Raw genomic sequence first — 22,241 nt, forward strand, 5'->3', positions numbered from 1 at the left:
CCTCCCAGATCGCTGGGGCCTTCCGGGGCACGGGCGGGCGGGGCAAGGATCCCGGTGACCTGCCCGCCCGCACCGTCCGGGAGTCCGCCTGATGCCCCGTCCCGTGATGCCCCGCCCTCTGATGTCCCGCCCCCTGATGTCCCGCCCCCTGATGCCCCGCCCCGCCGCCCGCGGCACTGCCCGCCTCGCCGCCCGGGTCGTCCCGGTCCTCGCCCTGGCCGTCGCCCTCGGCCTCGCGACCACCTCGCCCGCGCTCGCCGATCCGCCCGCGCCCGCCGCGACCGACCTCGTCGGCGTGGGGGCCCAGGGGACGGACGCGCTGCTCAACCAGCTGTCCACCGACTACAACGCCGCACTGGCGGCGGCCGGGGACACCACCTCGCCCCGGCTGTACAGCTGGGACGCGTACGGCCCGACGAGCATCACGACCAAGTCGGGGGCGTATTCGATGTTCCGCCCCTACAACTCCAACGCGGGCGTCACCGCCCTCAACGCCACCACCAGCAGCACGCTCGACTTCGCGCGCAGCGCGCGGTTCCCCGCCGTCGGCGACCCCGTCTCCACCCTCTTCGTCGCCATGGCCAAGGACGCCGTCAGCTGGGCCGCCCCGACCGGTGGGCGTGCCCCGGCCAGTCTGACCACCGCCCAGCTGCGCGGGATCTACACCTGCGACATCACCAACTGGCGCCAGATCGACCCGGCCCTGCCCGACGCCACCATCCACCCGTTCCTGGCCGGCTACCTCACCGTGGACCGGCTCGGACCGTCCGGGCCGATGATGGACTCCTCGTCCTTCTTCCTGCGCGCCATCGGCTACCCCCTCGTCCTGGACGGCTGGACCGACCACTCCTGCGTCCGTGTCGTCGAACGGGAGAACCAGGGCGCGGACGCCGTCCTGCACGACCCGGACGCGATCGTGCCGTACTCCGTCGGCCGCTACCTCGGGCAGGCGTACGGCGGGCACACCCGACCGGGCGACGAGCCCGGGGCGCTCGTCCCGCGCGCGATCAACGGCATCGCGCCGTTCAACCCCGTGCACACCGTCAACGGACCCTTCGCCGCCTCGACGTACGGCCGCATCCTGTTCAACACCGTCCGCCAGACGGAGTGGCAGGCCACCGACGCGCACGGCGCCGCGCTGCGCGCCGTCTTCGGGCCGTCGGGGTGGATCTGCCGCTACGGCGCGGCCGACCTGCGCAGCCACGGATTCCTCCAGCTGCCGGGCGTCGCCTGCGGACAGGCCCTGCACTCCTGAACGGACCGGCCCCGGGGCATGGAACCCCGGGGCCGGCCGTGCGCCCCCGCCGGTGGCGGGCCCGCGGTCAGACCGCCGCCGGCCGGCCGCCCGCCCGCGGCCGGAGCCAGACCGCCCAGGTCAGCGCCGAGCAGCACAGGTAGGCGACGAGGAAGCCCAGATAGGCGGCGTCGCCGTTGTGGCTGGCCAGGAAGGACTGCCGGAAGGCCAGGTTGACCAGCACCCCGCCGAACGCGCCCACCGCGCCGGCCAGTCCGATCAGTGCGGCGGAGCGGCGCCGGGAGGCGGCCTCGGCCGCCTCCGGGTCGGCGCCGGCCGCGACGGCGGCCCGGGCCCGGGCCTGGTAGTGCGCCGGGATCATCTTGTAGGTCGAGCCGTTGCCGATCCCGCTGAGCACGAAGAGCGCGATGAAGCCGGTCAGGAAGAGCGCCAGCGAGTGCGCCCGGGAGGCGGCCAGGACGAGCGCGGTACCGGCGCCCATCGCGACGAAGGTGACCAGGGTGACGCGGGCGCCGCCCCAGCGGTCGGCCAGCCGGCCGCCGACCGGGCGCAGCAGCGAGCCGAGCAGCGGGCCGAGGAACGTCAGCGCCGCCGCCTTCACCGGGGTGTCGAAGCGGTCGTGGAACTGCACCTGGAGCACCTGGCCGAAGGCGAAGCCGAAGCCGATGAACGAGCCGAAGGTGCCGATGTAGAGGGTGGAGACGGCCCAGCCGTACGGGTCGCGGGCCACCTCGCGCAGGGCCCGGCCCTCACCCCGCGGCGGGGCGGCCAGGTTGTCCATCCGTGCCCAGGCGCCCGCCGCGGCGAGCACGATGAGCGGCAGGTAGAGCAGCGGCAGCAGGCGGGGGTGCGCGGCGCCCGCGGTGGCCAGCACGAGCAGGCCGAGCAGCTGGACGGCCGGGACGCCCAGGTTGCCGCCGCCCGCGTTGATGCCGAGCGCCCAGCCCTTGAGGCGGTGCGGGTAGAAGGCGTTGATGTTGGCCATCGAGGAGGCGAAGTTGCCGCCGCCGACGCCGGCCACGCAGGCCACCGCGAGCAGGGTGCCGTAGGAGACGCCCGGGGTGAGCACCAGGGCCGCCAGGGTGGTGGGGAGGAGCAGGAGCAGGGCGCTGATCACCGTCCAGTTCCGGCCGCCGAACCGGCCCACGGCGAAGGTGTAGGGCAGCCGGAGCGCGGCGCCGAGCGCGGTGGGCAGGGCGGTGAGGGTGAACTTGCCGGCGACGTCGATGTGGTACTCGGGGCCGAGGAAGAGCACCAGCACCGACCAGAGGCTCCAGACCGAGAAGCCGATGTGCTCGGAGAGGACGGAGAACACCAGGTTGCGGCGGGCGATCCGGGCGCCGGTCCGCTCCCAGAAGGCCGCGTCCTCCGGCTCCCAGGGGGTCAGCGGCGCGGCGCCGGTTCTCGGGGTGTCGACGACGGCGCTCATGCTGCCTCCTCCTCGGTGGTGGTGCCGGGGGTGGTGCCGGTGCGGGTACTGGTGGTTGTGCCGGTGCGGGTACTGGTGGTGGTGCCGGTGCGGCTGTCGTGCCGGACCGGCCAGAGCCGCAGGACGGCGGGGCTGCCGTCGGGGGCGGTGTCCTCGTCGAGGCAGCGGCCGTCGGTCAGGTCGAAGACCTGCTTGTACATCGGCGAGGCCAGCGTGGGCCGGCCGCCGCGGCTGCCGAGCAGGCCCCGGGAGAGGACCTGGGCGCCGCTGAACGGGTCGCGGTTGTCGACGGCGTGCAGGGCGCCGGCGCGGTCGCGGAAGACGGCCACCTGGGCGCCGTCGAGCAGGACGGCGACGCCGCGTCCGGGTTGCAGGTCGGCGAGGGTGCAGACGGCTTGCCAGCGGATGCCGTCGTGGATCTCCACGGTCACGGGGTGAGCACCTCCAGTCGGGGTCCGGCCACCAGGACCGGAGCGGGGGCGGTGAGGACGGTTCCGTTCTCACCGGGGCGGGCGGGGCGGATCTGGCCGCGTTCCGGGACGAACGTAACGGCAGGGTCGGGAGTGCCGGGAGAGTTGACGAAGGACGAAAATCGGCGCAGTCGCTCGGGGTCGGCCAGCGTTGCGGCCCATTCGTCCTGGTAGTTACCGATATGACGGGACATCAACTCGTCCAGTTCGGCGGCGATGCCGAGCGAGTCGTCGAGGACGACCGCACGAAGGTGGTCCAGACCACCCTCCAGTCGCTCCAGCCAGACCGAGGTGCGCTCCAGCCGGTCGGCGGTGCGGATGTAGAACATCAGGTAGCGGTCGATGGTGCGGATCAGCGTCTCGCGGTCCAGGTCGGCGGCGAGCAGGTCGGCGTGCCGGGGCGTCATGCCGCCGTTGCCCCCGACGTAGAGGTTCCAGCCGGCCGAGGTGGCGATGATGCCGAAGTCCTTGCTCTGCGCCTCGGCGCACTCGCGGGCGCAGCCGGAGACGGCGGACTTGAGCTTGTGCGGGGAGCGCAACCCCCGGTAACGGAGCTCCAGTTCGATCGCCAGGCCGACCGAGTCCTGCACGCCGTAGCGGCACCACGTCTCGCCGACGCAGGACTTCACGGTGCGCAGCGCCTTGCCGTAGGCGTGCCCCGACTCGAAGCCCGCCTCGACCAGGCGGTGCCAGATGCCGGGGAGCTGGTCGACGCCGGCACCGAGCAGGTCGATCCGCTGACCTCCGGTGATCTTGGTGTAGAGGCCGTAGTCGCGGGCGATCTCGCCGATGGCGATCAGGCCCTCGGGGGTGATCTCGCCGCCGGGGACGCGCGGCACCACCGAATAGGAGCCGTTGCGCTGGAGGTTGGCCAGGAAGTGGTCGTTGGAGTCCTGCAGGGCGGCCTGTTCGCCGTCCAGGATGTGGCCGCCGCCGAGGCTGGCGAGGATGGAGGCGACGGTGGGCTTGCAGATGTCGCAGCCCTCGCCGCTGCCGTGCCGGTCGAGCAGTTCGGAGAAGCCGGCGATGCCGGTGACCCGCACGATCTCGTACAGTTCGGCGCGGGTCTGCGCGAAGTGCTCGCAGAGGCCGGTCTGCGGGGCCGCGCCGGTGGCCTCCAGCTCCTCGTTGACGACGGCGGTCAGCTGCTTGATGCAGCTGCCGCAGCCGGTGCCGGCCCGGGTGCACTTCTTGACGGCCGTGACGGACTCGCAGCCCTGCTCGTGGACGGCGGCCCGCACGGTGCCCTGGGTGACGTTGTGGCAGGAGCAGAGCACCGCCTCGTCGGGCAGCGCGACCGGCCCGGCGGAGCCGGCCCCGGCGGGCAGCACCAGCTGCTCGGGCGGCGTGGTGAGCGGCTTGCCCGCCATGGCGAGCGGGCGCAGGGTGCCGTAGGCCTCGGTGTCGCCGACGAGGACGCCGCCGAGCAGCGCGCCGTCGGAGCCGATCACCAGCTTGCGGTAGACGCCGAGCCGGCGGTCGCTGTAGAGCACGTCGAGGGCGCCCTCGGCGGTGCCGTGCGGATCGCCGAAGCTGGCCACGTCGACGCCGAGCAGCTTGAGCTTGGTGGAGGTGTCGGCGCCGGTGAACCCGCGGCCGGCCTCCCCCGCCAGGGCCCGGGCCGCCGCCTCGGCCATCTGGTAGCCGGGGGCGACCAGGCCGTAGACCCGGCCGTCCACCGTCTGCGCGCACTCGCCGACGGCCAGCACGGCCGGGTCGGCCGTCCGGCAGTGCTCGTCCACCACGATGCCGCCGCGCTCGCCGACCGGCAGGCCGCAGTCCCGGGCCAGCTGGTCGCGCGGCCGGACGCCGGCCGAGAACACCACGAGGTCCGCGGCGAGTTCGCGGCCGTCGGAGAGGGCGAGCGCGCGGGCCCGGCCGTCCCCCGCGGTCTCCACCGCGGCGGCACCGGCGCCGGTGTGGACGGTGACGCCGAGCTCCTCGATCTTGCGCCGGAGCACCTCGCCGCCGCCCTCGTCGACCTGGACGGCCATCAGCCGCGGGGCGAACTCGACCACGTGGGTGGCCAGGCCCATGGCACGCAGCGCGCCCGCCGCCTCCAGGCCGAGCAGGCCGCCGCCGACCACCACCCCGGTCCTCGCCCGCCCCGCGTCGGCCCGGATCGCGTCGAGGTCCTCGATGGTGCGGTAGACGTGGCAGCCGGGCGCCTCACGGCCGGGGACGGGCGGCACGAACGGCACCGAGCCGGTGGCCAGCACCAGGGCGTCGTACCGGACTTCGTGCCCGGCCCGGGTGGTGACGGTGCGGGCGGCCCGGTCCACGGCGGCGACCGGGTCGCCGAGCCGCAGGTCGATGCCGTGCTCGGCGAGGAAGCCGGGCGGGCAGAGCGTGAGGTCCTCGGCCGTCCCGCCGTCGAACAGCGAGCTGAGGTGCACGCGGTCGTACGCGGGGCGGGGCTCCTCGGCGAGCACGGTGATCCGCCACTGCCCGGCGGCGGGCTGCTCGGTGAACGCCTCCAGGAAGCGCTGGCCTACCATGCCGTGGCCGACGAGGACGAGGTCCTGTGGTCGCCGGTCGGGCGTGTGCGCTGTCATCGCGGTACTCCTCGGGGTCGTGCGGCGCCGGGCGGTCGGAGGCGCTCGGGCGAGCGGGTGCGGCGGGGTGCGGGTGGTGTCACGGGTGCCGTGGGTGGAGCTGGTGCCGTGGGTGCCGGCAGTGCCGTGGGTGCCGGCAGTGCCGTGGGTACGGGCGGTGCGTCAGGTACGGGCGGTGCGGCGGGTGCAGCCGGTGGCCGGTGCGCGGGCCGTCCCGCCGCCTGGCCGCCGGCGGGGCCGGTCACCCGGCGGCCACCCGGTGGAGGTGGTCGTCGTACCCGATGAATGTCGCCCGTGATCGTTTCGCCGCAGGGTCCCCCGTGTTGCGGGCCGGGTACGCGTCGCTCACGCCCCACCGGGACCGGGGTGCGCAGCAGGACATCAGCCGTAACCGGGCCCGTGGTTTCGCTAACCCGCAGGTGACGGGCGGGCAATCCCCACGTAACGCGGCCCACGCACCCTTACGGCCATGGCACCCTCCCCCACCCCCGACCTCCCGCGCCCCAGTGCACAGCCGGGACCGCTCACCGGATTCACCATCGGGGTCACCGCCGCGCGCCGCCGCGACGAACTCGTCGCGCTGCTCACCCGGCGCGGCGCCCAGGTGGTCGAGGCGCCCGTACTGCGGATCACCCCGCTCGCCGACGACCACGCCCTGCGCCGGGCCACCGAACTCTGCCTCGCCGCGCCGCTCGACTACGTCGTCGCCACCACCGGCGTCGGCTGGCGCGGCTGGATGAGCGCCGCCGAGGGCTGGGGCCGCGGCTCCGCCCTCGCCGACGCCTGCCGGAACGCGGTGGTGCTCAGCCGCGGCCCCAAGGCCACCGGCGCCGTCCGGGCCAGCGGCCTCGGCGAGGGTTTCGCACCCGCCTCCGAGGCCACCGGCGAACTCCTCACCTGGCTGCTCGCCCGGCCCCTCGCCGGCCGCCGGATCGCCGTCCAGGAACACGGCATCCGGCTGGACTCCTTCGCGGCGGCGCTGCGCGAACGCGGCGCCGAGGTGATCTCCGTCCCGGTCTACCGCTGGGAGGCGCCGGACGACCCGGCTCCGGTGCGGCGGCTGGTCGAGCAGACCGTCCGGCGCCAGGTCCACGCCCTCGCCTTCACCAGTGCCCCGGCCGTCTCGGCGTTCGTCGGGACGGCCACCGCCGAGGGCCTGCGCGAACCACTGCTGGAAGCGCTGCGCAGCGACGTGCTGCCGGTCTGCGTGGGCGCACTCTGCGCGCGGCCGTTCACCGAACTCGGCCTGACCGCGGTGTACCCGGAGCGCGGCCGGCTCGGCTCGCTGGTCCGCCTGCTCGCCGACACGCTGCCCGGCCGGGGCCGCCGGGAGCTGGCACTCGCCGGGCGGGTGCTCACCCTCCAGGGCAACGCCGTCCTCGTCGACGGCCACAGCCACTGGCTCAGCCCGCGCGGTGCCGCCGTGCTGCGCGCCCTCGCCGAACAGCCCGGCCGGGTGCTCAGCCGGGCCGAACTGCTCCGCACCGCCTGGGCCGACGCGACGGCCGACGAACACGCCGTGGAGGCCGCCGTCGGCCGGCTGCGGGCGGCCCTCGGCCCGCACGGCGCACTGATCCGGACCGTCCCCAAACGCGGCTACCGACTGGCGGCGGGCTGATGCGGGCCGCCTTGCCGCGCCCCGTGCGCGGGAGCCGGCCACCGGCGCTCCGACCGTCCCTGCCGTCCTCGTCCCAGCCGTCCTCGCCCTCGTCCTTGCCCGAACCGCCCGGGGACCGGCCGGTGCTGGTCGCCGTCGCCCACGGCAGCCGGCACCCCGCCGGCGTCGCGGCGACCCGGGCACTGCTGGCGCGCGTACGCGCGCAGCGCCCCGAACTCGACGTCCGCTGCTGCTTCCTGGACCTCGCCGCCCCCTCCCTCCCGGAGGTACTGGAGGGGCTCTCCGACGGCGAACCCGCCGTCCTGGTGCCGCTGCTCCTCGGCACCGGCTACCACCTGCGGGCGGACATCCCCGGCGCGCTGGCCGCCGCCCGGCTGCCGCACGTCCGGCTCGCGCCCGCTCTGGGCCCGGACCGGCTGCTCGCCGCCGTCCTCGCCGACCGGCTCACCGAGAGCGGGCGCCCGGCCGGGGCCGGCCCCGTGGTGCTCGCCGCGGCCGGCTCCTCCGATCCGGCGGCCGCCGCCGACACCCGCCGCACCGCCCGCCTGCTCGCGGACCGGCTCGCCGACGGCCGGCCCGTCGTCCCCGCCCAGCTCGCCGGGGCCGGGCCGACCCCGGCCGAGGCCGTTTACGCCCTGCACGCCGCCGGCCACCGCCGGGTCGCCGTCGCCACCTACCTGCTCGGCCCGGGCTTCTTCGCCGACCGGGCCGCCGGCACCTCCGCGCTCTGGACCACCGCCCCGCTCGGTACCCACGACGCCCTCGCCCGCCTGGTCGGCGAGCGCTACGACCACGCCCGCCGCCGTACGGCCCACCCGCTCCCGGAACGGGCGGTCGCCCGCGCCTGAGACGGCGGCGCACCGGCCGGTCCGGGCCGCACGGGTCAGGCCGGGCCGCGCCGGTCCGTCACATGGACGACCCGCAGCTCGGTGTCCACGGCGGACATGGTGTCGAACGCCCCACCGGCAAGGCGACCGGTTTTCCGCAGCCCCGGCGAAGCTGTCGGCCTGCTCACATCCGCACGGCGGACCGGGACGGGCCCGGCGCCGCTGCGTAGGGTGGATCTTGGCGGCACGGGCGGCTCGGACGACGGGGTGGACGTTGAGCACGGGAACTTCTCTGACGGCACGTCAACTCATCGGGCTGCTGGTGGACCCCGGCACGTACCGGAGCTGGGACGAACCGCCCGGCGCGGAGCCGGCGGACGCCGACTACCGGGCGGCGCTGGCCCGGGCCCGCGAGCGGACCGGGGTGGACGAGGCGGTGGTCACCGGCCTCGGGCTGATCGGCGGGCGGCCGGTGGCGCTGGTGGCGTCCGAATTCGGCTTCCTCGGCGGGTCGATCGGGGTGGCGACGGCCGAGCGCATCACCCGGGCCGTCGAACGGGCGACCGCCGGGCGGCTGCCCCTGATCGCCCTGCCGGTCTCGGGCGGCACCCGGATGCAGGAGGGCACCGCGGCCTTCCTCTGCATGCTGCGGATCACCGCCGCCGTGCAGGCGCACCGCGCGGCCGGACTCCCCTACCTCACCTACCTGCGCAACCCCACCATGGGCGGCGTGTTCGCCTCCTGGGGGACGCTCGGGCAACTGGTCTTCGCCGAACCGGCCGCGCGCCTGGGCTTCCTCGGCCCGCGCGTGTACGAGGAGCTGCGGGGCGTAGAGCTGCCGCCGGACGTCCAGCGCGCCGAGACGCTCGCCGAACGCGGGCTGGTGGACGCCGTGGTGCCCCCCGAGGACCTGCGCGAGGTGCTGCGCCGCTCACTCACCGTCCTGACCCTCGACACGACCGAGGCCGGGACGGAGGCCGCGGCGGAGGCCGAGACCGCACCGGCCGGGGCCCGCCCCGACGTGCCGGAGCGGCGCCCCGACGCCTGGGACTCGGTGTGCCGCTCCCGCCGGCCCGACCGGCCGGGGGCGCGCGAACTGCTGCGCCGCACCGCCGCGGAGCTCGTCCTGCTCGACGCTCCCGGAGGCCGCGGCGGCGCACTGGTGCGTGCGCTCGCGGTGATCCACGGCAGGCCCGCACTGGTGGTGGGCCAGCAACGCCAGGAGCCGGGCCACGAGCGCCCGTTCACCGCGGCCGACCTGCGCGCCGTCCGCCGGACCGCCCGGCTCGCCGAACAGCTCGGACTGCCGCTGGTCACGGTGGTCGACACGTCCGGCGCCGAACTGTCCGCGCAGGCCGAGCTGGACGGCATCGCGATCGAGATCGCCCACTGCCTGACCACCCTGCTCGCGCTGCGCACGCCCGTCCTCGCCGTCCTGCTCGGCCAGGGCTCCGGCGGCGGAGCGCTCGCCCTGCTGCCGGCCGACCGCGTCCTCGCCGCCGAGCACGCCTGGCTGGCACCGCTGCCGCCGGAGGGCGCCTCCGCCATCGTCCACCGCGACGGCGCCCACGCCCCCGAACTGGCCCGCGCCCAGGGCATCGGCGCCCACGACCTGGCGGCCGTCGGCCTCGTCGACGCGGTGCTGCCGGAGCTGCCCGACGCCGCGGAGGAGCCGGCCGCCTTCTGCGCGCGGGTCGGGCTCGCCGTCGGCAGCGCGCTCGGCGGCCTCGGCGCGGTGCCGACGGAGCGGCTGCTCACCGCCCGTGCCGCCCGGCACCGCCGGCTGGGGGACGTCCTGGCGGGCTGAGCACGGGGCATCCGTACCACCCGGCGCGTGCCCGCCGACCAGGCCCGGACGGCGAGCACGCACGGGCGGCGAGCACACGCGGTCGGGCGATCAGGGCCGCCCCGCGATCAGGCCTGGCTCGGCGCCGTGGCCCCGCTCGGCGACGTGGGCCGCCAGCCGGGCGAGTGCGGCGGCCTCCGACGTCCCTTCCCCGGCGCTGAAGACGTGCACCACCAGGCCGGTCTCGCCGGGCTCGGCCGGGACGTGCAGCGTCTCGAAGTCCAGCGTGATCGGCCCGGTCACCGGGTGCCGCAGCCGCTTGCGCCCGGCCGCGCACATCACGATCTCGCCGGTGGCCCAGATCCGCCGGAAGTCCGCGCTGCGGGCCGACAGTCCGGTGATCAGCAGGGCCAGCTCCGCGTCGTCCGGGTAGCGTCCGGCGGAGACCCGCAGCTGGCCGACGGCCTCGCGCGCCCGGTCCTCCCAGTCGGGGTGGACGTCGCGCGCGGCGGGGTCGAGGAAGAGGAAGGCCGCGTTGTTCCGGTCCCGGCGGGCCGGGTCGGCCAGGCCGCCGATCAGCTCCGCACCCAGGTCGTTCCAGGCCATCACGTCGAGCCGGTGGGTGGTGGCGAAGGCGGGGAAGGGCTCCATGGTGTCCAGCAGCCGCTGCAGCAGCGGGCTGGCCGTCACCCGGGGCCCGGCCCCGCGCGGGCCGCAGGCCAGGGTGGTGAGGTGCCCGCGCTCCGCCGCGTCGAGGCCCAGTGCCCGCGCGAGCGCGTCCAGCACCTCGACGGAAGGCTGGGTGGCCCGGCCCTGTTCGAGGCGCACGTAGTAGTCGACGCTGATGCCGGCGAGCTGGGCCAGCTCCTCGCGGCGCAGCCCCCGGACCCGCCGGTGCCGCCCGCCGGCCAGCCCGACGTGCTCCGGCGCGACCTGCCCACGGCGGGCCCGCAGGAACCCCCCGAGCGCCCGCCGGGCGTCACCGACCCCGTCCGGCCCGGCTCCCCCGCCCGGCCCGGCGATCCCCTCCGCCGGGTCGGCCCGGTCGGGCCGGTCGGGCCCGGTGATCCCCCCGGCCCTGCCGGCCGCGGTCTCACCACCCAGCCGACCCGTCCCGTCCGTCGTGCGTGCGCGTTCGATGCGGTCCACCCCGTTCATACGCCCAAGTATGGGTGGCCCTCGCATTACCAGGACCACCGGTCCGCCGGTCGAACAGGGTGCTGGCTGCCCGGGCCCGCCCGCGAGAACGTGAGGGCATGACCGAAGCCACGCCGCAGCCCAAGAAGATCCTCGTCGTCACCGCCCACCCGGACCGGCGCTCCCTCAACTCCACTCTCACCGCCTTCGCCGTCGACCACCTGCGGGCGGCCGGGCACGAGGTGCAGATCTCCGACCTCTACGCGATGAAGTGGCGGGCGGCACTCGACGCCGACGACTTCCCCGACCACCCCGCGGACGAGCGGCTCGCGGTGATGGCCGCCTCGGAGCGGGCCACGCTGGCGGAGCGGCTGGCCCCGGAGATCGCCGCCGAGCAGGAGAAGGTGCGCTGGTCGGACGCGGTCGTCCTGCAGTTCCCGATGTGGTGGTTCTCGGTGCCCGCGATCATGAAGGGCTGGATCGACCGGGTGTTCACCGCCGGCTTCGGCTACGGACCGGCCCTCCCGCCGCCGTACAGCGAGGGCGCACTGGCGGGGCGGCGGGCCCTGCTGTCGGTGACGATGGGCGCCCGGCCGACGGCCTTCTCCGACCGGGGCATCCACGGGCCGCTGGGCGACGTCCTGTACCCGCTGCAGCACGGCCTGTTCTGGTTCGCCGGGATGGAGCCGCTGGAGCCGTTCGGGCTGTTCGACTCCAACGAGCTGCCGGCGGAGCGCTTCGCGACGGCGCAGCGCGCCTACGCGGAGCGGCTCGACCGGCTCTTCACGGACGAGCCCGTCCCGTTCCGCTCGCTGGTCGGGGGCGACTACGACCACGACATGCGGCTCCTGCCGGGGGTGGAGGCGCCCGGAACCACCGGGCTGGACCTGCACGTCCGCCCGCGCGGCTGAGCCGGCACCCCGGCGCGGGCCCGGGTGCGGCGCCCGGTGTGGCGCCGCTCTCAGATCGTCTGTACACGCAGTCAACCCCGCCGTCCGGTCGGTGACGGCGGGGGCGGGCACGCCGGTGAGTGCGCTCACACGCGAATGGCCGCCACGACGGCCCGTAGTGGTCGCCGGACGGCGAGGGCGCACGCCACCGCGGGCCCGCGTCCACCGAGGTCAGCGGGCGTGCGAACGACCGCCGTGGCGGCTCCTTCGATTCCACGGCCCGGCCCCGCACTACGACGGGAGGTCGTAGCCAGGGGGTCTTGGCGACGGGCCATCCGGTCTGGCAACAATGGCTCAGTCGTCAGCCGCCCCCGGCACCTGTCCCGCCGGGAGAACGGCTTACTGCCGAGTCACGCCCCGCGACCGCTTCGGCCCCTGTCCGGCCACCGGTCGAGACGGGGCGTGACACGGCCCAACCCGATTGAGGTCTTGTTCTCTATGCCCGCTTTCAAGCTCCGTATGCGCACTTCTGCTGCTCTTCTTGCCGGCGCCGCCGGTGTGACCGCTCTGGGCGTCGGCCTGATGCCGGCCACCGCCTCGGCCGCGACCGCCTCCCCGCAGGCCATCGCCGCCCAGATCGTGCCGGCCAACCAGCTCGCCTCGTTCAGCCAGATCATCTCCCACGAGTCCAGCTGGAACGTGACGGCGACCAACGCGAGCTCCGGTGCGTACGGCCTGGCCCAGGCGCTGCCGGGCTCCAAGATGGCCTCGGCCGGCTCGGACTGGAAGACCAACCCGAGCACCCAGATCAAGTGGGCACTGGACTACATGAACACCCGCTACGGCAGCCCGAACGCCGCCTGGGCGTTCTGGCAGAACCACCACTGGTACTGATCGGACCGGCCGACAGGCCTCGCCCGGAGCCGCTGAACAGCTGACGCTCCGGGCCCACCGACCACTGTCCCCCCTCACCCCGGGGCTCGGACAGGGAGAACCGGGGTGACCGACAGGGCCCGTGCACGCGTGATCCGCGTGCACGGGCCCTGTCGCCGTTCCCGTTCGCGTTGCCGTTGCCGTTCCCGTCCCCGTCCCCCCGCCGTTGCCGTCGCCCACCGCGGCGGCGCCGCACCGGGCAGGGCCCTGATGCGGGATCAGTCCGCCGACAGGCCGAGCAGCTCGCGGGTGCGGCGGTACTTCTCCGCCAGCCGGGCGGCCGTCGCGGCGTCCAGGCTCGCGAGCCGCACCGGGTCGGCGTTGTGGGCCAGATCGGCCCGCTTGACCAGCAGCGCGCCGGGGGTGGCCAGGATCCGGGCGGTGTACTGCTCCAGCGCCTCGCCCGGGCGCTTGGTGAGGGCGTCCACGATCGCCTTGGTGGTGTCGGGGAGCGCTGCCGCCGCCAGCCACTCCCGGCTGAGCGCGTCGTCCTCGACGGCGTCGTGCAGCCAGCCGGCCGCGATCTGCTCCGCACTGCCGCCGCGCGCCTCGACACCGTGCGCCACCGCGGCGAGGTGTTCGGCGTACGGGTGGCCGTTCTTGTCGACCTGCCCCGCGTGCGCGCGCCGCGCGATCGTCTCCACCTCGGCCGGGCTCAGATGCTCCACCGGGCCATCCTAGGCTCTCCTGGCCCGCGGCCGTCTGGTTGACTGCGGCGGTGCCGGGCGACCCCCGGCCGTGTCCCGGACCGCCCGCGCGACGCCACCACCACCGCGAGGAAGCATGGCCACCCTGCATCCACTGCTCACCGCCTTCGCCCCCATCTGGGCCCTCACCGCGGTCGGCTACCTGGTGGGCCGCAGCGGGCTGCTCGGGCCGCACGCGGACACCGTGCTGAACCGGTTCGTCTTCCATGTGGCCATGCCCGCCGCGCTGTTCGTGATGATCGCGCGCACACCGCTGAACCGCTTCGCGAACCCGGCGATGCTGGCCTTCGTGACCGGGACGGCCGCCGCGACCGCGCTGGGCCTGCTGGCCGCCCACCGGCTCTTCGGCCGGCCCCCGGGCGAGCGGATGATCGGCGGCATGGCGGCGGGCTACGTCAACTCGGCCAACCTCGGCATCCCGGTCGCCGTGCAGGTGCTCGGCGACGCGTCCTTCGTCGCACCGGTGGTGCTGTTCCAGAGCCTGCTGGTGACGCCCGCCGTCCTGACCGTGCTGGACGGCCGGCGCGCGGGCCGGCGGGCCCTGCTCTCACTGCCGCTGCGCAACCCCGTCCTGCTGGCGGCCGCCCTCGGCGCCGTGGTCTCGGCCGTGACCTCGGCGACGGGGTGGCACCTGCCGGCCGAGGTGAACCGCTCCTGCGACCTGCTCGGCGGCGCCGGCGTGCCGACCGCCCTGGTGGCGCTCGGCATGTCGCTGCACCACCGGCCGGCGGCAGCTGCGCCGGCCCGGTCCGCGGAGGTCGGGGTGGCCGTCGTGGTCAAGACCCTGGTGCAGCCGCTCGCCGCGTTCACCGCAGGTGCCTTCCTGCTCCACCTCCCGCCGCACCAACTGCTCACCGTCGTCCTCTTCTCGGCCCTGCCGACCGCCCAGAACGTGTTCGTCTACGCCCGTGAGTACGGCCAGGGGGCCGCGCTGGCCAGGGACTCGGTACTCTGGTCCACCCTGGTCTCGATGGCCACGCTCTCCGCCGTCAGCTGGGCACTCGGCCCGTCCTGAACCTCCCGGGGCCGTCAACTGTCCGTCCGCCGGCGAGCGTTGGTGAGGGCTGCGGGGGCGAACGGGGCGAACGCCGCGAACGCGAGAGAATACGAGGACACCGGGAGGGACACACCGGTCGTTCGGGGACGGATCGGGGGACGCACCCACCCCTCTCCACTCTTAATCTATAGCGCACCGGGGGGCTTGCGGCAAGGCCCCCGGCATGGCGCAGAATCGCAGGCCGAGGCCAGGAACTGCGGCAATGTGGAGATCAACGAAGTGCGTCTGTTCTTGTCGGTCCACGGGCCGTGCGGCGAAGTCCCGCCGCCGGCCGGACCACCCCTGCGGTTGCCGGTCCCCCGCGCCGCCGTGCGCATGTGCGCGCCGCCCGCCTTCGCGGGAACCACTTCGGATCGGAGCCGATGACATGACCCGCCTGACCACCACCAGCGCGTTCGACCTCCCCGAGCGCCTCGCCGCCAAGGCCGACCCGGCGCTGATCGGCCGCGACGAGCTGCACTTCGCAGCCATCGCGGCGAGCCTCGAAGAGACCATCGCCGAGATCTCCGGCCGCCTCGACGCCGAGCGCAGGGCGCCCGGAGGGCTCGGCCGGGAGGCGATGGACCGGGACATCGAAGTCCACCGGCTCTCCTCGCGCCTGCGCACGCTGCGCCGCTTCGGCCTGGACCTCTGCCTCGGGCACATCGTCGGCACCGACGATCCCGAGCCCGTCTACATCGGCCGCCTCGGCCTCACCGACAGCACCGGGCGCCGGCTGCTGCTCGACTGGCGCTCGCCCGCGGCCGAGCCGTTCTTCGCGGCCACCCACGCCAACCCGATGGGCCTGGCGAGCCGCCGCAGGTACCGCTGGGCCCGCAGCCGGATCAGCGACTACTGGGACGAGGTGTTCAGCACCGACGGGCTCGAAGGGCACGCCGCGCTCGACGACCAGTCGGCCTTCATCGCCAGCCTCGGAAGCAACCGGTCGGCCCGGATGCGGGACGTGCTCGCCACCATCCAGGCCGACCAGGACGCCATCATCCGGGCGGGCTCCCGCGGCGCACTCGTCGTCGACGGCGGCCCGGGCACCGGGAAGACCGTCGTCGCCCTGCACCGCTCCGCCCACCTGCTCTACTCCGACCCCCGGCTCGGGCACCGCCGCGGCGGCGTCCTGTTCGTCGGCCCGCACCAGCCCTACCTGGCCTACGTCGCCGACGTCCTCCCCAGCCTCGGGGAGGAGGGCGTGCAGACCTGCACCCTGCGGGACCTCGTCGCCGAGGGGGCGGGGGCGGCGGTCGAGACCGATCCGGAGGTGGCCCGGCTGAAGGCTTCCGCGCTCATGGTGAAGGCCGTCGAGCCGGCCGTCGGCATCTACGAGGAGCCGCCCACCGAGGGGATGACGGTCACGACCCACTGGTCCGAACTCCGGCTGAGCGCGGACGACTGGGCGGACGCCTTCCTGGCCCCCGAGCCCGGCACCCCGCACAACGAGGCGCGCGACCAGATCCGGGAGGAGCTGATCACGATCCTGATGGACAAGGACACCAGCGACGCCCCGCCCGAGCTGCTCCGGCGTTCGCTGCTGCAGAACCGGGAGCTGAACGGGACCCTCAACCGCGCGTGGCCGATGATCGAGGCGAGCGACCTCGTCGGCGACCTCTGGACCGTCCCCGCCTACCTGCGCAAGTGCGCCCCCTGGCTCGCCGTCGAGGACATCAGGAGGCTGCAGCGCAAGGACGCCCAGGCCTGGACGGTCTCCGACCTGCCACTCCTGGACGCGGCCCGGCAGCGGCTCGGGGATCCGGAGGCGTCGCTGCGCAAGCGGCGGCACGAGGCGACCGTCGCCGCCGAGCGCTCGCGCATGACCGACGTGATCGACCGCCTGCTCCAGGCCGACGACGACGGCGAGGGAGCGGTGACCATGCTGCGCGGAGAGGACCTCCAGGAGAGCCTGGTCGACGACCGCGCCCTGCCGGTCACCGACCCGGAGCCCCTCGCCGGCCCGTTCGCGCACATCGTCGTCGACGAGGCGCAGGAGCTCACCGACGCGGAGTGGCAGATGCTGCGGCTCCGCTGCCCCTCCCGGAGCTTCACCATCGTCGGGGACCGCGCCCAGGCCCGGCACGGGTTCACCGAGTCGTGGCAGGAGCGGCTCGAACGGGTCGGGCTCGACCGGATCGAGGTCGCCTCCCTGAGCATCAACTACCGGACGCCCGAGGAGGTCATGGCGGAGGCCGAGCCGGCCATCCGGGCCGCGCTCCCCGACGCCAACGTGCCGACCTCCATCCGCAGCAACGGCATCCCCGTCGTGCACGGATCCGTGTCGGAGCTGGACGGGATCCTCGACACCTGGCTGGCCGAGAACACCGAGGGCGTCGCCTGCGTCATCGGCGACCCGTCGTTCCGGGCGACGCCCCGCGTCCGGTCGCTGGCCGCCGAACTGACCAAGGGGCTCGAATTCGACCTTGTCGTCCTGATCGACCCGGACAACCTCGGCACGGGTGTCGAGGGAGCCGTCGACCGGTACGTGGCGATGACCAGGGCGACCCGGCAACTCGTCGTCCTCACCAGCTCCTGACACCCCCGCCGCGACAGCTCGGAGTGACCGGCCGCCGCCCGGAGGCCGGTCACTCCGCACGGGCCGCGGCCACCACCTCCGTCACGGCCAGCAGGAACCGCCGGGCCGTCGCCAGCTCGGCCGCGTCGAACCGTCCCATCGTCGCCACCAGGTCGGTGATCAGGCTGCCGAAGAAGGCCTGTCCCAGCGCGGTCGCCCGGTCCTCCACCAGCAGCCGGACCTTCCGGCGGTCCCCCGGGTCCCGCTCGCGGCGGATCAGGCCGAGCCGCTCCAGCCGGTCGATCAGGCCGGTGGTGCCGGCCGAGTTGAGCCGCAGCGCCTCGCCGAGCCGGCCGGGCGTCACCACCGTGCCGGCCCGGGCCGCGTCCAGCAGGTGGATCAGCGCCCGCAGATCGGTCGGATGCAAGCCGTGGCGGCCGGCGAACTCGGCCCCGAACAGGTCGAGTTCGACGGTCAGCCCGCGCAGCAGATGGACCAGCTGCATCGGCTCCTCGGATTCGTCCACCCTGTCGTCCTTCCCGGCACGTCCCCGTGCGACTATTCTCTCGCTCAGCGAGATTATTGTTCAGCGAGTTAGCTTGTCGGCCACCGGAGGGCATGATGCCAGCACCCGACTCCAGGACCCCGCGTACCGCCAAAACCCTTGACCTCGCCGGCACTCGTGGCGACACCGGTGGCGGTTCCGGTGGCGGTTCCGGCCCCGCCGGCAGCAGTGCCGTCCGGGCCGTACCGGACGCCTTCCTCGCCGCCTACGACGCCGTCCTCGCCCGCTGGCCCGTCCCCGTCGAGGCACTCTCCGTCCGCACCCCGCACGGCACCACCAGGGTCAACGCCTGCGGCCCCCGCGACGGCCACCCGCTGGTCCTGCTGCACGGCGGCGGTGCCACCTCCACCGGCTGGCTCGCCAACGTCGGCGCGCTCGCCGCCGCCGGCCACCGCGTCCTCGCCGTCGACCTCCTCGGCGACCCCGGCCGCAGCCGCCCCGACGGCCCGCCGCTCGACGGCGTACCCGGCCTGCTCGGCTGGCTGGACGCCGTCCTGGACGGTCTCGGCGTCCCCCGCGCCGACTTCTGCGGCCACTCGTACGGCGGCTGGATCGCGCTGGAGTACGCGCTGCACGCCCCGGCCCGCGTCCGCCGGCTCGCCCTGCTCGACCCGACCCAGTGCTTCGCCGGGTTCCGCCCCGGGTACCTGCTGCGCGTCCTGCCGCTGTTCCTGCCGCCGCGCACCGCCGCCGGGGCGCTGCGCTACCTCGACCGGGAGACCGGCGGCACCGGCCTCGACCCCGCCTGGCGCGCGCTGTACGCCCTCGGCCACGCCGAGTTCCCCGCGACCCGGCCGGTCACCGGCCCGCGCCCGACCGCCGGACGGCTGCGGGCCCTCGCCGCCCCGACCCTCGTCCTGCTCGCCGGGCGCAGCGGCCCGCACCGGGCCGACCGGGTCGCCGTGCTGGCCCGCAAGGCCCTGCCCGAAGCCACCGTGACCGTCCTCCCCGAGGCCTCCCACCACAATCTGCCGATGGCCCACGCCGCCGAGGTCAACCGCCACCTCACCGACTTCCTCGCCGACTTCCTCACCGAGGGGAGCTGACGCGCACCCGCCCCTGCCGGACGCCCCGGCCCATACTCCGACCGAGGCCCGTACTCCGGCCGAGGCCCGGCGCGAGCGCGGGCGCGGGTCAGGCAGGGTACCGGACGCCGGGCCGGTCCAGCGCCAACCCACCTGGCGGAACGCCCAGTTCGCCCCCACGGTCCGCCGGCGCGCCACCGCCTCCCCCTATCGTGACGGTCATGACGATCCTGCACATCCGTGACCACGGCGGTGACGGTCCCCTGCTCGTACTGCTGCACGGCGCGGGGCGGTCCCGCGCCGACTGGGACAGCGTCGCGGCCCTGCTCCGCGCCGACCACCGCGTCCTCACCGTCGACCTCCCCGGGCACGGCCGCTCCCCCGGCATCTCCCCCTGGACTCTTCCGGCCGTCGTGCGGTGCATCGCGGACACGCTCGACGCCCACGACGCCGGCCGCTCCCACGACGCCGGCGGAGGGTCGGAGGCCGTGCTGGTGGGCCACTCCCTCGGCGGGCTGGCGGCGGTCGAGTACGCGCGCACGTACCCCGAGCGCACCCGTGCCGCCGTGAATCTGGACGGCTTCTGGTGGGGCCGCAGCGCCGAGTACCCCGAGGCCGAGCGGGTCGGCGAACGGCTCCGCTCGTCCGCCGGGATCGTCGCGCCGCCCGAGTACATCCAGGGGCAGGTCCACCACCTCGCCCGCTACGGGATCCCCGCCGACCTGGCCGAGTCCGCCGCGCTCGCAGCGGTGCAGCCGACCGCCGAGGGCGCGTGGCAGACGCTGCCGGCGCGGGCCGCCGCGCTGGAGATGTACGACGAACTCGACCGTCTCGGCGACCTCGGAGCCACCCGCTGGCTGCACGACGTCGAGCGCCCGCTGCTGCTCGTCCAGGCCGCCCGGCCCCACCCGCCGATTCCCTCGATGGAGTGGTTCGACGACCTTCGCACCCGATTCGGTGAAGCACTCACCGCAGAGTTGACGGCACTCTCGCAGGCCCGCCCGTCGATCACCTTCACCCGCCTCGACGCCACCCACCTCATGATCCTCGAAGCCCCGGACGCCGTGGCCTCACTGCTCGGCGGTTACGTCCGCGAACTGCCGGCACTCCAGCGGCAGGCCGGCTGACCCACAGGCCCGCCTACTCACTCCGGCCGGAACGACGCCACGCACGTCGCCTCACGGACCGCCCTAGGACGGCCGGCACGCCGGGTGACCGCCGGCCCAGGCCGCATCCGGGTGGGACGGGTTCCAGAGCCGGTCGGCCTCACCGCGGAGGAGATGATCCTCGTAGATCCGCACCTTCTGCCGCATCACGTCCAGCGTCGCCCGCAGCTCCCGGATCTGCTCCTCGACGTGGCTCTCGTGCCGGCGCAGCAGCTCCAGCCGCTCCTGCTCATTGCCCGGGCCCCGGCCGACCAGCTCGATGTACTGCCGGATCGTCGGCAGTGACATGCCCGAGGAGCGCAGCTTCGTGCAGATCGCCAGCCACTCCAGATCTTCCTCGTGGTAGATCCGACGGCCGTTGGCCAGGCGGCGCACCGGATTGGCGAACAGGCCCTCCCGCTCGTAGAAGCGCAGGGCGTGAACGCTCAGCCCGCTGCGCTCCGACACCTCTCCGATGCTCAGATCCACGAGTGGCTCCCGTCCCACAGCTGTTGATCTAGACCCGACTCTAGCTTCTAGCGTCTACCTGTCGGCCAATCAGGCGATCGGAAAGTGGGAGAACATGAGCGTGTGGTTCGTTACCGGTGCTTCGCGCGGGCTCGGCGCCGCGATCACCCGCGAGGCACTGGACCGCGGGCACAGCGTGATCGCTACGGCGAGGGACGTGTCGGCGCTGCTCAAGGCGTACCCGGAGGAGCCGGGCAGGCTGCTGGCGGTGAACGCGGACGTGACCGAACCGGAGCAGTTGACGGCTTCGGTGGAGGCCGGCCTGGCGGCATTCGGCCGGATCGACATCGTGGTCAACAACGCCGGCTACGGCCTCGTCGGCGCGATCGAGGAGACGTCCGACCGGGCCGCCCGGGACCTGTTCGACGTCAACGTGTTCGGCGTGCTCAACACATTGCGGGCGACCCTGCCCACCCTGCGCGCCCAGCGCTCCGGGCATGTCGTGACCATCGGCTCCGTGGGCGGCTTCGCCACCGCTCCGGCGGCGGGCCTCTACGGCGCGACGAAGTTCGCTCTGGAGGGCATCTCCGAGGCGCTGTTCGGCGAGTTGGCCCCGCTGGGCGTGAGCGTCACGATCGTCGAACCCGGCGGCTTTCGCACCGACTTCCTCAACAGCTCCAGCATCCGGGTCGAACCGGCCGCCATCGGCGACTACACCGCCGGCGCGGGGCCGGTGCGCGAGGCACTGGCGAACAACGACGGCCGCCAGCCGGGCGATCCGGCGAAGGCGGCCAGGGCCATCGTCGACATCACCGAGGTCGCCGAGCCGCCACTGCGCCTGCAGTTGGGCGCGGACGCCGTCGAGCGCGTCGAGGCGAAGCTGGATCTGGTGCGACGCGAACTCGACCGGTGGCGCCACGTGGCACTCTCCACCGCCCTCTGAACAGGCGGGCCGGGGCTGCTCCTCCCCCGCCCCTGCAAGGCGCGCGTCCTCCGGGGTCTGCATGGTCGCCAACACCGCGATGGGCACCACCGGGGTCGACCCGCGCGAGGCCGGGCTGGTCAGCGGGCTGCTCAACGCCGGGCGGCAGTGCGGCGGCAGCATCGGCCCGGCCGTCCTCTCCACCGTCGCCGTCGCCGCCGGCCGGCACGCGTCCGGATCCGGCTCCGCACCGGCCGCGGCACTGGCCGCCGGCTACGACCGGGCCTTCGTGGTGACGGCGGGGATGCTGGGCGTCGCGGCGGCGCTGGCGGCACTGTTCGTACCGGCGCGGAAGCCCGCGGGCGCACCGCGCCGAGCCGCCGAGCCGCCGAGCCGCTGAGCCAGTGAGCCAGTGAGCCGCTGAACGGCTGAGCCGCCGGGGCCGCCGGGGCCGCCTGGCCGCTGCCCGCCACTCGGGGGGGCAGCGAGCTGGGCGGCGGGCGGCCTCCGCGCGCACCGAGGTCAGTGGAAGCCGACGTCAGTAGACCAAGTAACCGGGCCGGTGCCCCTCGTCCTCGATCTCCCCGGTGGCCTGCGCCCGCAGCTTGCGGGACAACGCCTCCAGGGCGCGGGAGGCCGCGACCTCCTCGCCGATCCTGGCGAGCGGGCGGTCGTCGATGCTCTTGACGGCCTCGCCGCGCGCGCTGAGCCCCGGAGCCCTCGCCCCGGTCAGCCGCGCCTCGCACCCCGTGTGCACACCGTCCTCGTCGAAACTCAGCTCCACATCCCATTGGTTGTGCATGCCACACCTCCTGGCGCCGGCCCCCGACCTGCCTGCTCAGACCGCACGGATGCGGAGCCCGTGGCGGCTGCTTTCACCAGCGTGCGCCCGCTCCACCCGAGGCGGCAAGCGCGGCCGCGGCCGGTGTCGGGTCCCGCGTCGGGACCGGTGTCG

Annotated in this window: 19 protein-coding genes and 1 pseudogene; 12 read left to right on the plus strand and 8 right to left on the minus strand. The window is 74.9% G+C overall.

The window, feature by feature from the left end:
* Nucleotides 1-136: 136 nt before the first annotated feature.
* The gene (locus OH807_RS07795; protein ID WP_406195590.1) at nt 137-1,255 is read left to right on the plus strand and encodes a hypothetical protein; all 1,119 of its coding nucleotides are present in this window, start codon (nt 137-139) and stop codon (nt 1,253-1,255) included.
* Between the two features lie 67 nt (nt 1,256-1,322).
* Here the strand turns inward: OH807_RS07795 and OH807_RS07800 are convergent, their stop codons facing one another.
* The 3 genes and pseudogenes from OH807_RS07800 to nirB form a co-directional block, all read right to left on the minus strand.
* The gene (locus OH807_RS07800; RefSeq protein WP_406195593.1) at nt 1,323-2,684 is read right to left on the minus strand and encodes a nitrate/nitrite transporter; all 1,362 of its coding nucleotides are present in this window, start codon (nt 2,682-2,684) and stop codon (nt 1,323-1,325) included.
* 146 nt (nt 2,685-2,830) lie between these two features.
* Nucleotides 2,831-3,115, minus strand: a pseudogene (nirD, locus tag OH807_RS07805) (nitrite reductase small subunit NirD); the annotation flags it as partial.
* On the minus strand, nt 3,112-5,709 hold the full coding sequence (gene nirB / locus OH807_RS07810) for a nitrite reductase large subunit NirB (RefSeq protein WP_406195596.1): 2,598 nt from the start codon (nt 5,707-5,709) through the stop codon (nt 3,112-3,114). The gene nirB and the pseudogene nirD, both read right to left, overlap by 4 nt.
* A gap of 469 nt (nt 5,710-6,178) precedes the next feature.
* Here nirB and OH807_RS07815 point away from each other — a divergent pair, with 469 nt between their 5' ends.
* From OH807_RS07815 to OH807_RS07825, 3 genes are all read left to right on the plus strand, one after another.
* Entirely contained in the window at nt 6,179-7,327 is a 1,149-nt protein-coding gene (locus OH807_RS07815; RefSeq protein ID WP_406195599.1) for a uroporphyrinogen-III synthase, read from the plus strand.
* Between the two features lie 95 nt (nt 7,328-7,422).
* Nucleotides 7,423-8,175, plus strand: a complete 753-nt coding sequence (locus tag OH807_RS07820) for a sirohydrochlorin chelatase (protein ID WP_406195601.1) — start codon at nt 7,423-7,425, stop codon at nt 8,173-8,175.
* 253 nt (nt 8,176-8,428) lie between these two features.
* Nucleotides 8,429-9,961, plus strand: coding sequence for a carboxyl transferase domain-containing protein (locus tag OH807_RS07825; protein WP_406195603.1), 1,533 nt, complete (start codon nt 8,429-8,431; stop codon nt 9,959-9,961).
* A gap of 90 nt (nt 9,962-10,051) precedes the next feature.
* On the opposite strand, the gene OH807_RS07830 is transcribed toward OH807_RS07825, so the two are convergent.
* Nucleotides 10,052-11,098 (minus strand): helix-turn-helix domain-containing protein, encoded by a 1,047-nt coding sequence (locus OH807_RS07830; protein WP_406195606.1) that lies wholly within the window; start codon nt 11,096-11,098, stop codon nt 10,052-10,054.
* A 98-nt stretch (nt 11,099-11,196) separates the two neighbouring features.
* Between OH807_RS07830 and OH807_RS07835 the strand changes: the two genes are divergently transcribed.
* Complete coding sequence (locus OH807_RS07835) at nt 11,197-11,988, plus strand: NAD(P)H-dependent oxidoreductase (protein WP_406195608.1); 792 nt, start codon at nt 11,197-11,199, stop codon at nt 11,986-11,988.
* 498 nt (nt 11,989-12,486) lie between these two features.
* Complete coding sequence (locus tag OH807_RS07840) at nt 12,487-12,861, plus strand: transglycosylase SLT domain-containing protein (RefSeq protein WP_406195610.1); 375 nt, start codon at nt 12,487-12,489, stop codon at nt 12,859-12,861.
* 257 nt (nt 12,862-13,118) lie between these two features.
* Here the strand turns inward: OH807_RS07840 and OH807_RS07845 are convergent, their stop codons facing one another.
* Entirely contained in the window at nt 13,119-13,568 is a 450-nt protein-coding gene (locus tag OH807_RS07845) for an HD domain-containing protein (protein ID WP_406195612.1), read from the minus strand.
* A 115-nt stretch (nt 13,569-13,683) separates the two neighbouring features.
* Between OH807_RS07845 and OH807_RS07850 the strand changes: the two genes are divergently transcribed.
* Together OH807_RS07850 and helR are read left to right on the plus strand one after the other, a co-directional pair.
* Complete coding sequence (locus OH807_RS07850; RefSeq protein ID WP_406195614.1) at nt 13,684-14,622, plus strand: AEC family transporter; 939 nt, start codon at nt 13,684-13,686, stop codon at nt 14,620-14,622.
* A 409-nt stretch (nt 14,623-15,031) separates the two neighbouring features.
* The gene (helR, locus tag OH807_RS07855) at nt 15,032-17,182 is read left to right on the plus strand and encodes an RNA polymerase recycling motor ATPase HelR (RefSeq protein ID WP_406195617.1); all 2,151 of its coding nucleotides are present in this window, start codon (nt 15,032-15,034) and stop codon (nt 17,180-17,182) included.
* A 49-nt stretch (nt 17,183-17,231) separates the two neighbouring features.
* On the opposite strand, the gene OH807_RS07860 is transcribed toward helR, so the two are convergent.
* Nucleotides 17,232-17,666, minus strand: a complete 435-nt coding sequence (locus OH807_RS07860; RefSeq protein WP_406210783.1) for a MarR family winged helix-turn-helix transcriptional regulator — start codon at nt 17,664-17,666, stop codon at nt 17,232-17,234.
* Nucleotides 17,667-17,782: 116 nt separating this feature from the next.
* Between OH807_RS07860 and OH807_RS07865 the strand changes: the two genes are divergently transcribed.
* Both OH807_RS07865 and OH807_RS07870 read left to right on the plus strand, forming a co-directional pair.
* Nucleotides 17,783-18,772 (plus strand): alpha/beta fold hydrolase, encoded by a 990-nt coding sequence (locus tag OH807_RS07865; RefSeq protein ID WP_406195620.1) that lies wholly within the window; start codon nt 17,783-17,785, stop codon nt 18,770-18,772.
* Nucleotides 18,773-18,972: 200 nt separating this feature from the next.
* Nucleotides 18,973-19,878, plus strand: coding sequence for an alpha/beta fold hydrolase (locus tag OH807_RS07870; RefSeq protein WP_406195622.1), 906 nt, complete (start codon nt 18,973-18,975; stop codon nt 19,876-19,878).
* A 63-nt stretch (nt 19,879-19,941) separates the two neighbouring features.
* Here the strand turns inward: OH807_RS07870 and OH807_RS07875 are convergent, their stop codons facing one another.
* Nucleotides 19,942-20,385, minus strand: coding sequence for a MerR family transcriptional regulator (locus tag OH807_RS07875; RefSeq protein WP_406195625.1), 444 nt, complete (start codon nt 20,383-20,385; stop codon nt 19,942-19,944).
* Between the two features lie 94 nt (nt 20,386-20,479).
* On the opposite strand from OH807_RS07875, the gene OH807_RS07880 reads away from it, so the two are divergent.
* Both OH807_RS07880 and OH807_RS07885 read left to right on the plus strand, forming a co-directional pair.
* Nucleotides 20,480-21,307 carry an oxidoreductase gene (locus tag OH807_RS07880; RefSeq protein WP_406195628.1) on the plus strand — a complete coding sequence of 276 codons (828 nt, stop codon included), beginning with the start codon at nt 20,480-20,482 and terminating at the stop codon, nt 21,305-21,307.
* A gap of 61 nt (nt 21,308-21,368) precedes the next feature.
* Nucleotides 21,369-21,686 (plus strand): hypothetical protein, encoded by a 318-nt coding sequence (locus OH807_RS07885; protein ID WP_406195630.1) that lies wholly within the window; start codon nt 21,369-21,371, stop codon nt 21,684-21,686.
* A 138-nt stretch (nt 21,687-21,824) separates the two neighbouring features.
* On the opposite strand, the gene OH807_RS07890 is transcribed toward OH807_RS07885, so the two are convergent.
* Nucleotides 21,825-22,088, minus strand: a complete 264-nt coding sequence (locus OH807_RS07890) for a dsRBD fold-containing protein (protein WP_406195632.1) — start codon at nt 22,086-22,088, stop codon at nt 21,825-21,827.
* Nucleotides 22,089-22,241 lie beyond the last annotated feature (153 nt).

Origin of the sequence: Kitasatospora sp. NBC_01560 (assembly GCF_045208415.1) — a bacterium.
Classification (GTDB): Bacteria; Actinomycetota; Actinomycetes; order Streptomycetales; family Streptomycetaceae; genus Kitasatospora.

Coding starts and splice junctions, on each gene's coding strand:
- OH807_RS07865 (WP_406195620.1), top strand. CDS start 17,783: ATGCCAGCACCCGACTCCAGGACCCCGCGTACCGCCAAAACCCTTGAC.
- OH807_RS07830 (WP_406195606.1), bottom strand. CDS start 11,098: ATGAACGGGGTGGACCGCATCGAACGCGCACGCACGACGGACGGGACG.
- nirB (WP_406195596.1), bottom strand. CDS start 5,709: ATGACAGCGCACACGCCCGACCGGCGACCACAGGACCTCGTCCTCGTC.
- OH807_RS07860 (WP_406210783.1), bottom strand. CDS start 17,666: ATGCAGCTGGTCCATCTGCTGCGCGGGCTGACCGTCGAACTCGACCTG.
- OH807_RS07850 (WP_406195614.1), top strand. CDS start 13,684: ATGGCCACCCTGCATCCACTGCTCACCGCCTTCGCCCCCATCTGGGCC.
- OH807_RS07870 (WP_406195622.1), top strand. CDS start 18,973: ATGACGATCCTGCACATCCGTGACCACGGCGGTGACGGTCCCCTGCTC.
- OH807_RS07835 (WP_406195608.1), top strand. CDS start 11,197: ATGACCGAAGCCACGCCGCAGCCCAAGAAGATCCTCGTCGTCACCGCC.
- OH807_RS07880 (WP_406195628.1), top strand. CDS start 20,480: ATGAGCGTGTGGTTCGTTACCGGTGCTTCGCGCGGGCTCGGCGCCGCG.
- OH807_RS07840 (WP_406195610.1), top strand. CDS start 12,487: ATGCGCACTTCTGCTGCTCTTCTTGCCGGCGCCGCCGGTGTGACCGCT.
- OH807_RS07890 (WP_406195632.1), bottom strand. CDS start 22,088: ATGCACAACCAATGGGATGTGGAGCTGAGTTTCGACGAGGACGGTGTG.
- OH807_RS07800 (WP_406195593.1), bottom strand. CDS start 2,684: ATGAGCGCCGTCGTCGACACCCCGAGAACCGGCGCCGCGCCGCTGACC.
- OH807_RS07885 (WP_406195630.1), top strand. CDS start 21,369: ATGGTCGCCAACACCGCGATGGGCACCACCGGGGTCGACCCGCGCGAG.
- OH807_RS07795 (WP_406195590.1), top strand. CDS start 137: ATGTCCCGCCCCCTGATGCCCCGCCCCGCCGCCCGCGGCACTGCCCGC.
- helR (WP_406195617.1), top strand. CDS start 15,032: ATGACCCGCCTGACCACCACCAGCGCGTTCGACCTCCCCGAGCGCCTC.
- OH807_RS07815 (WP_406195599.1), top strand. CDS start 6,179: ATGGCACCCTCCCCCACCCCCGACCTCCCGCGCCCCAGTGCACAGCCG.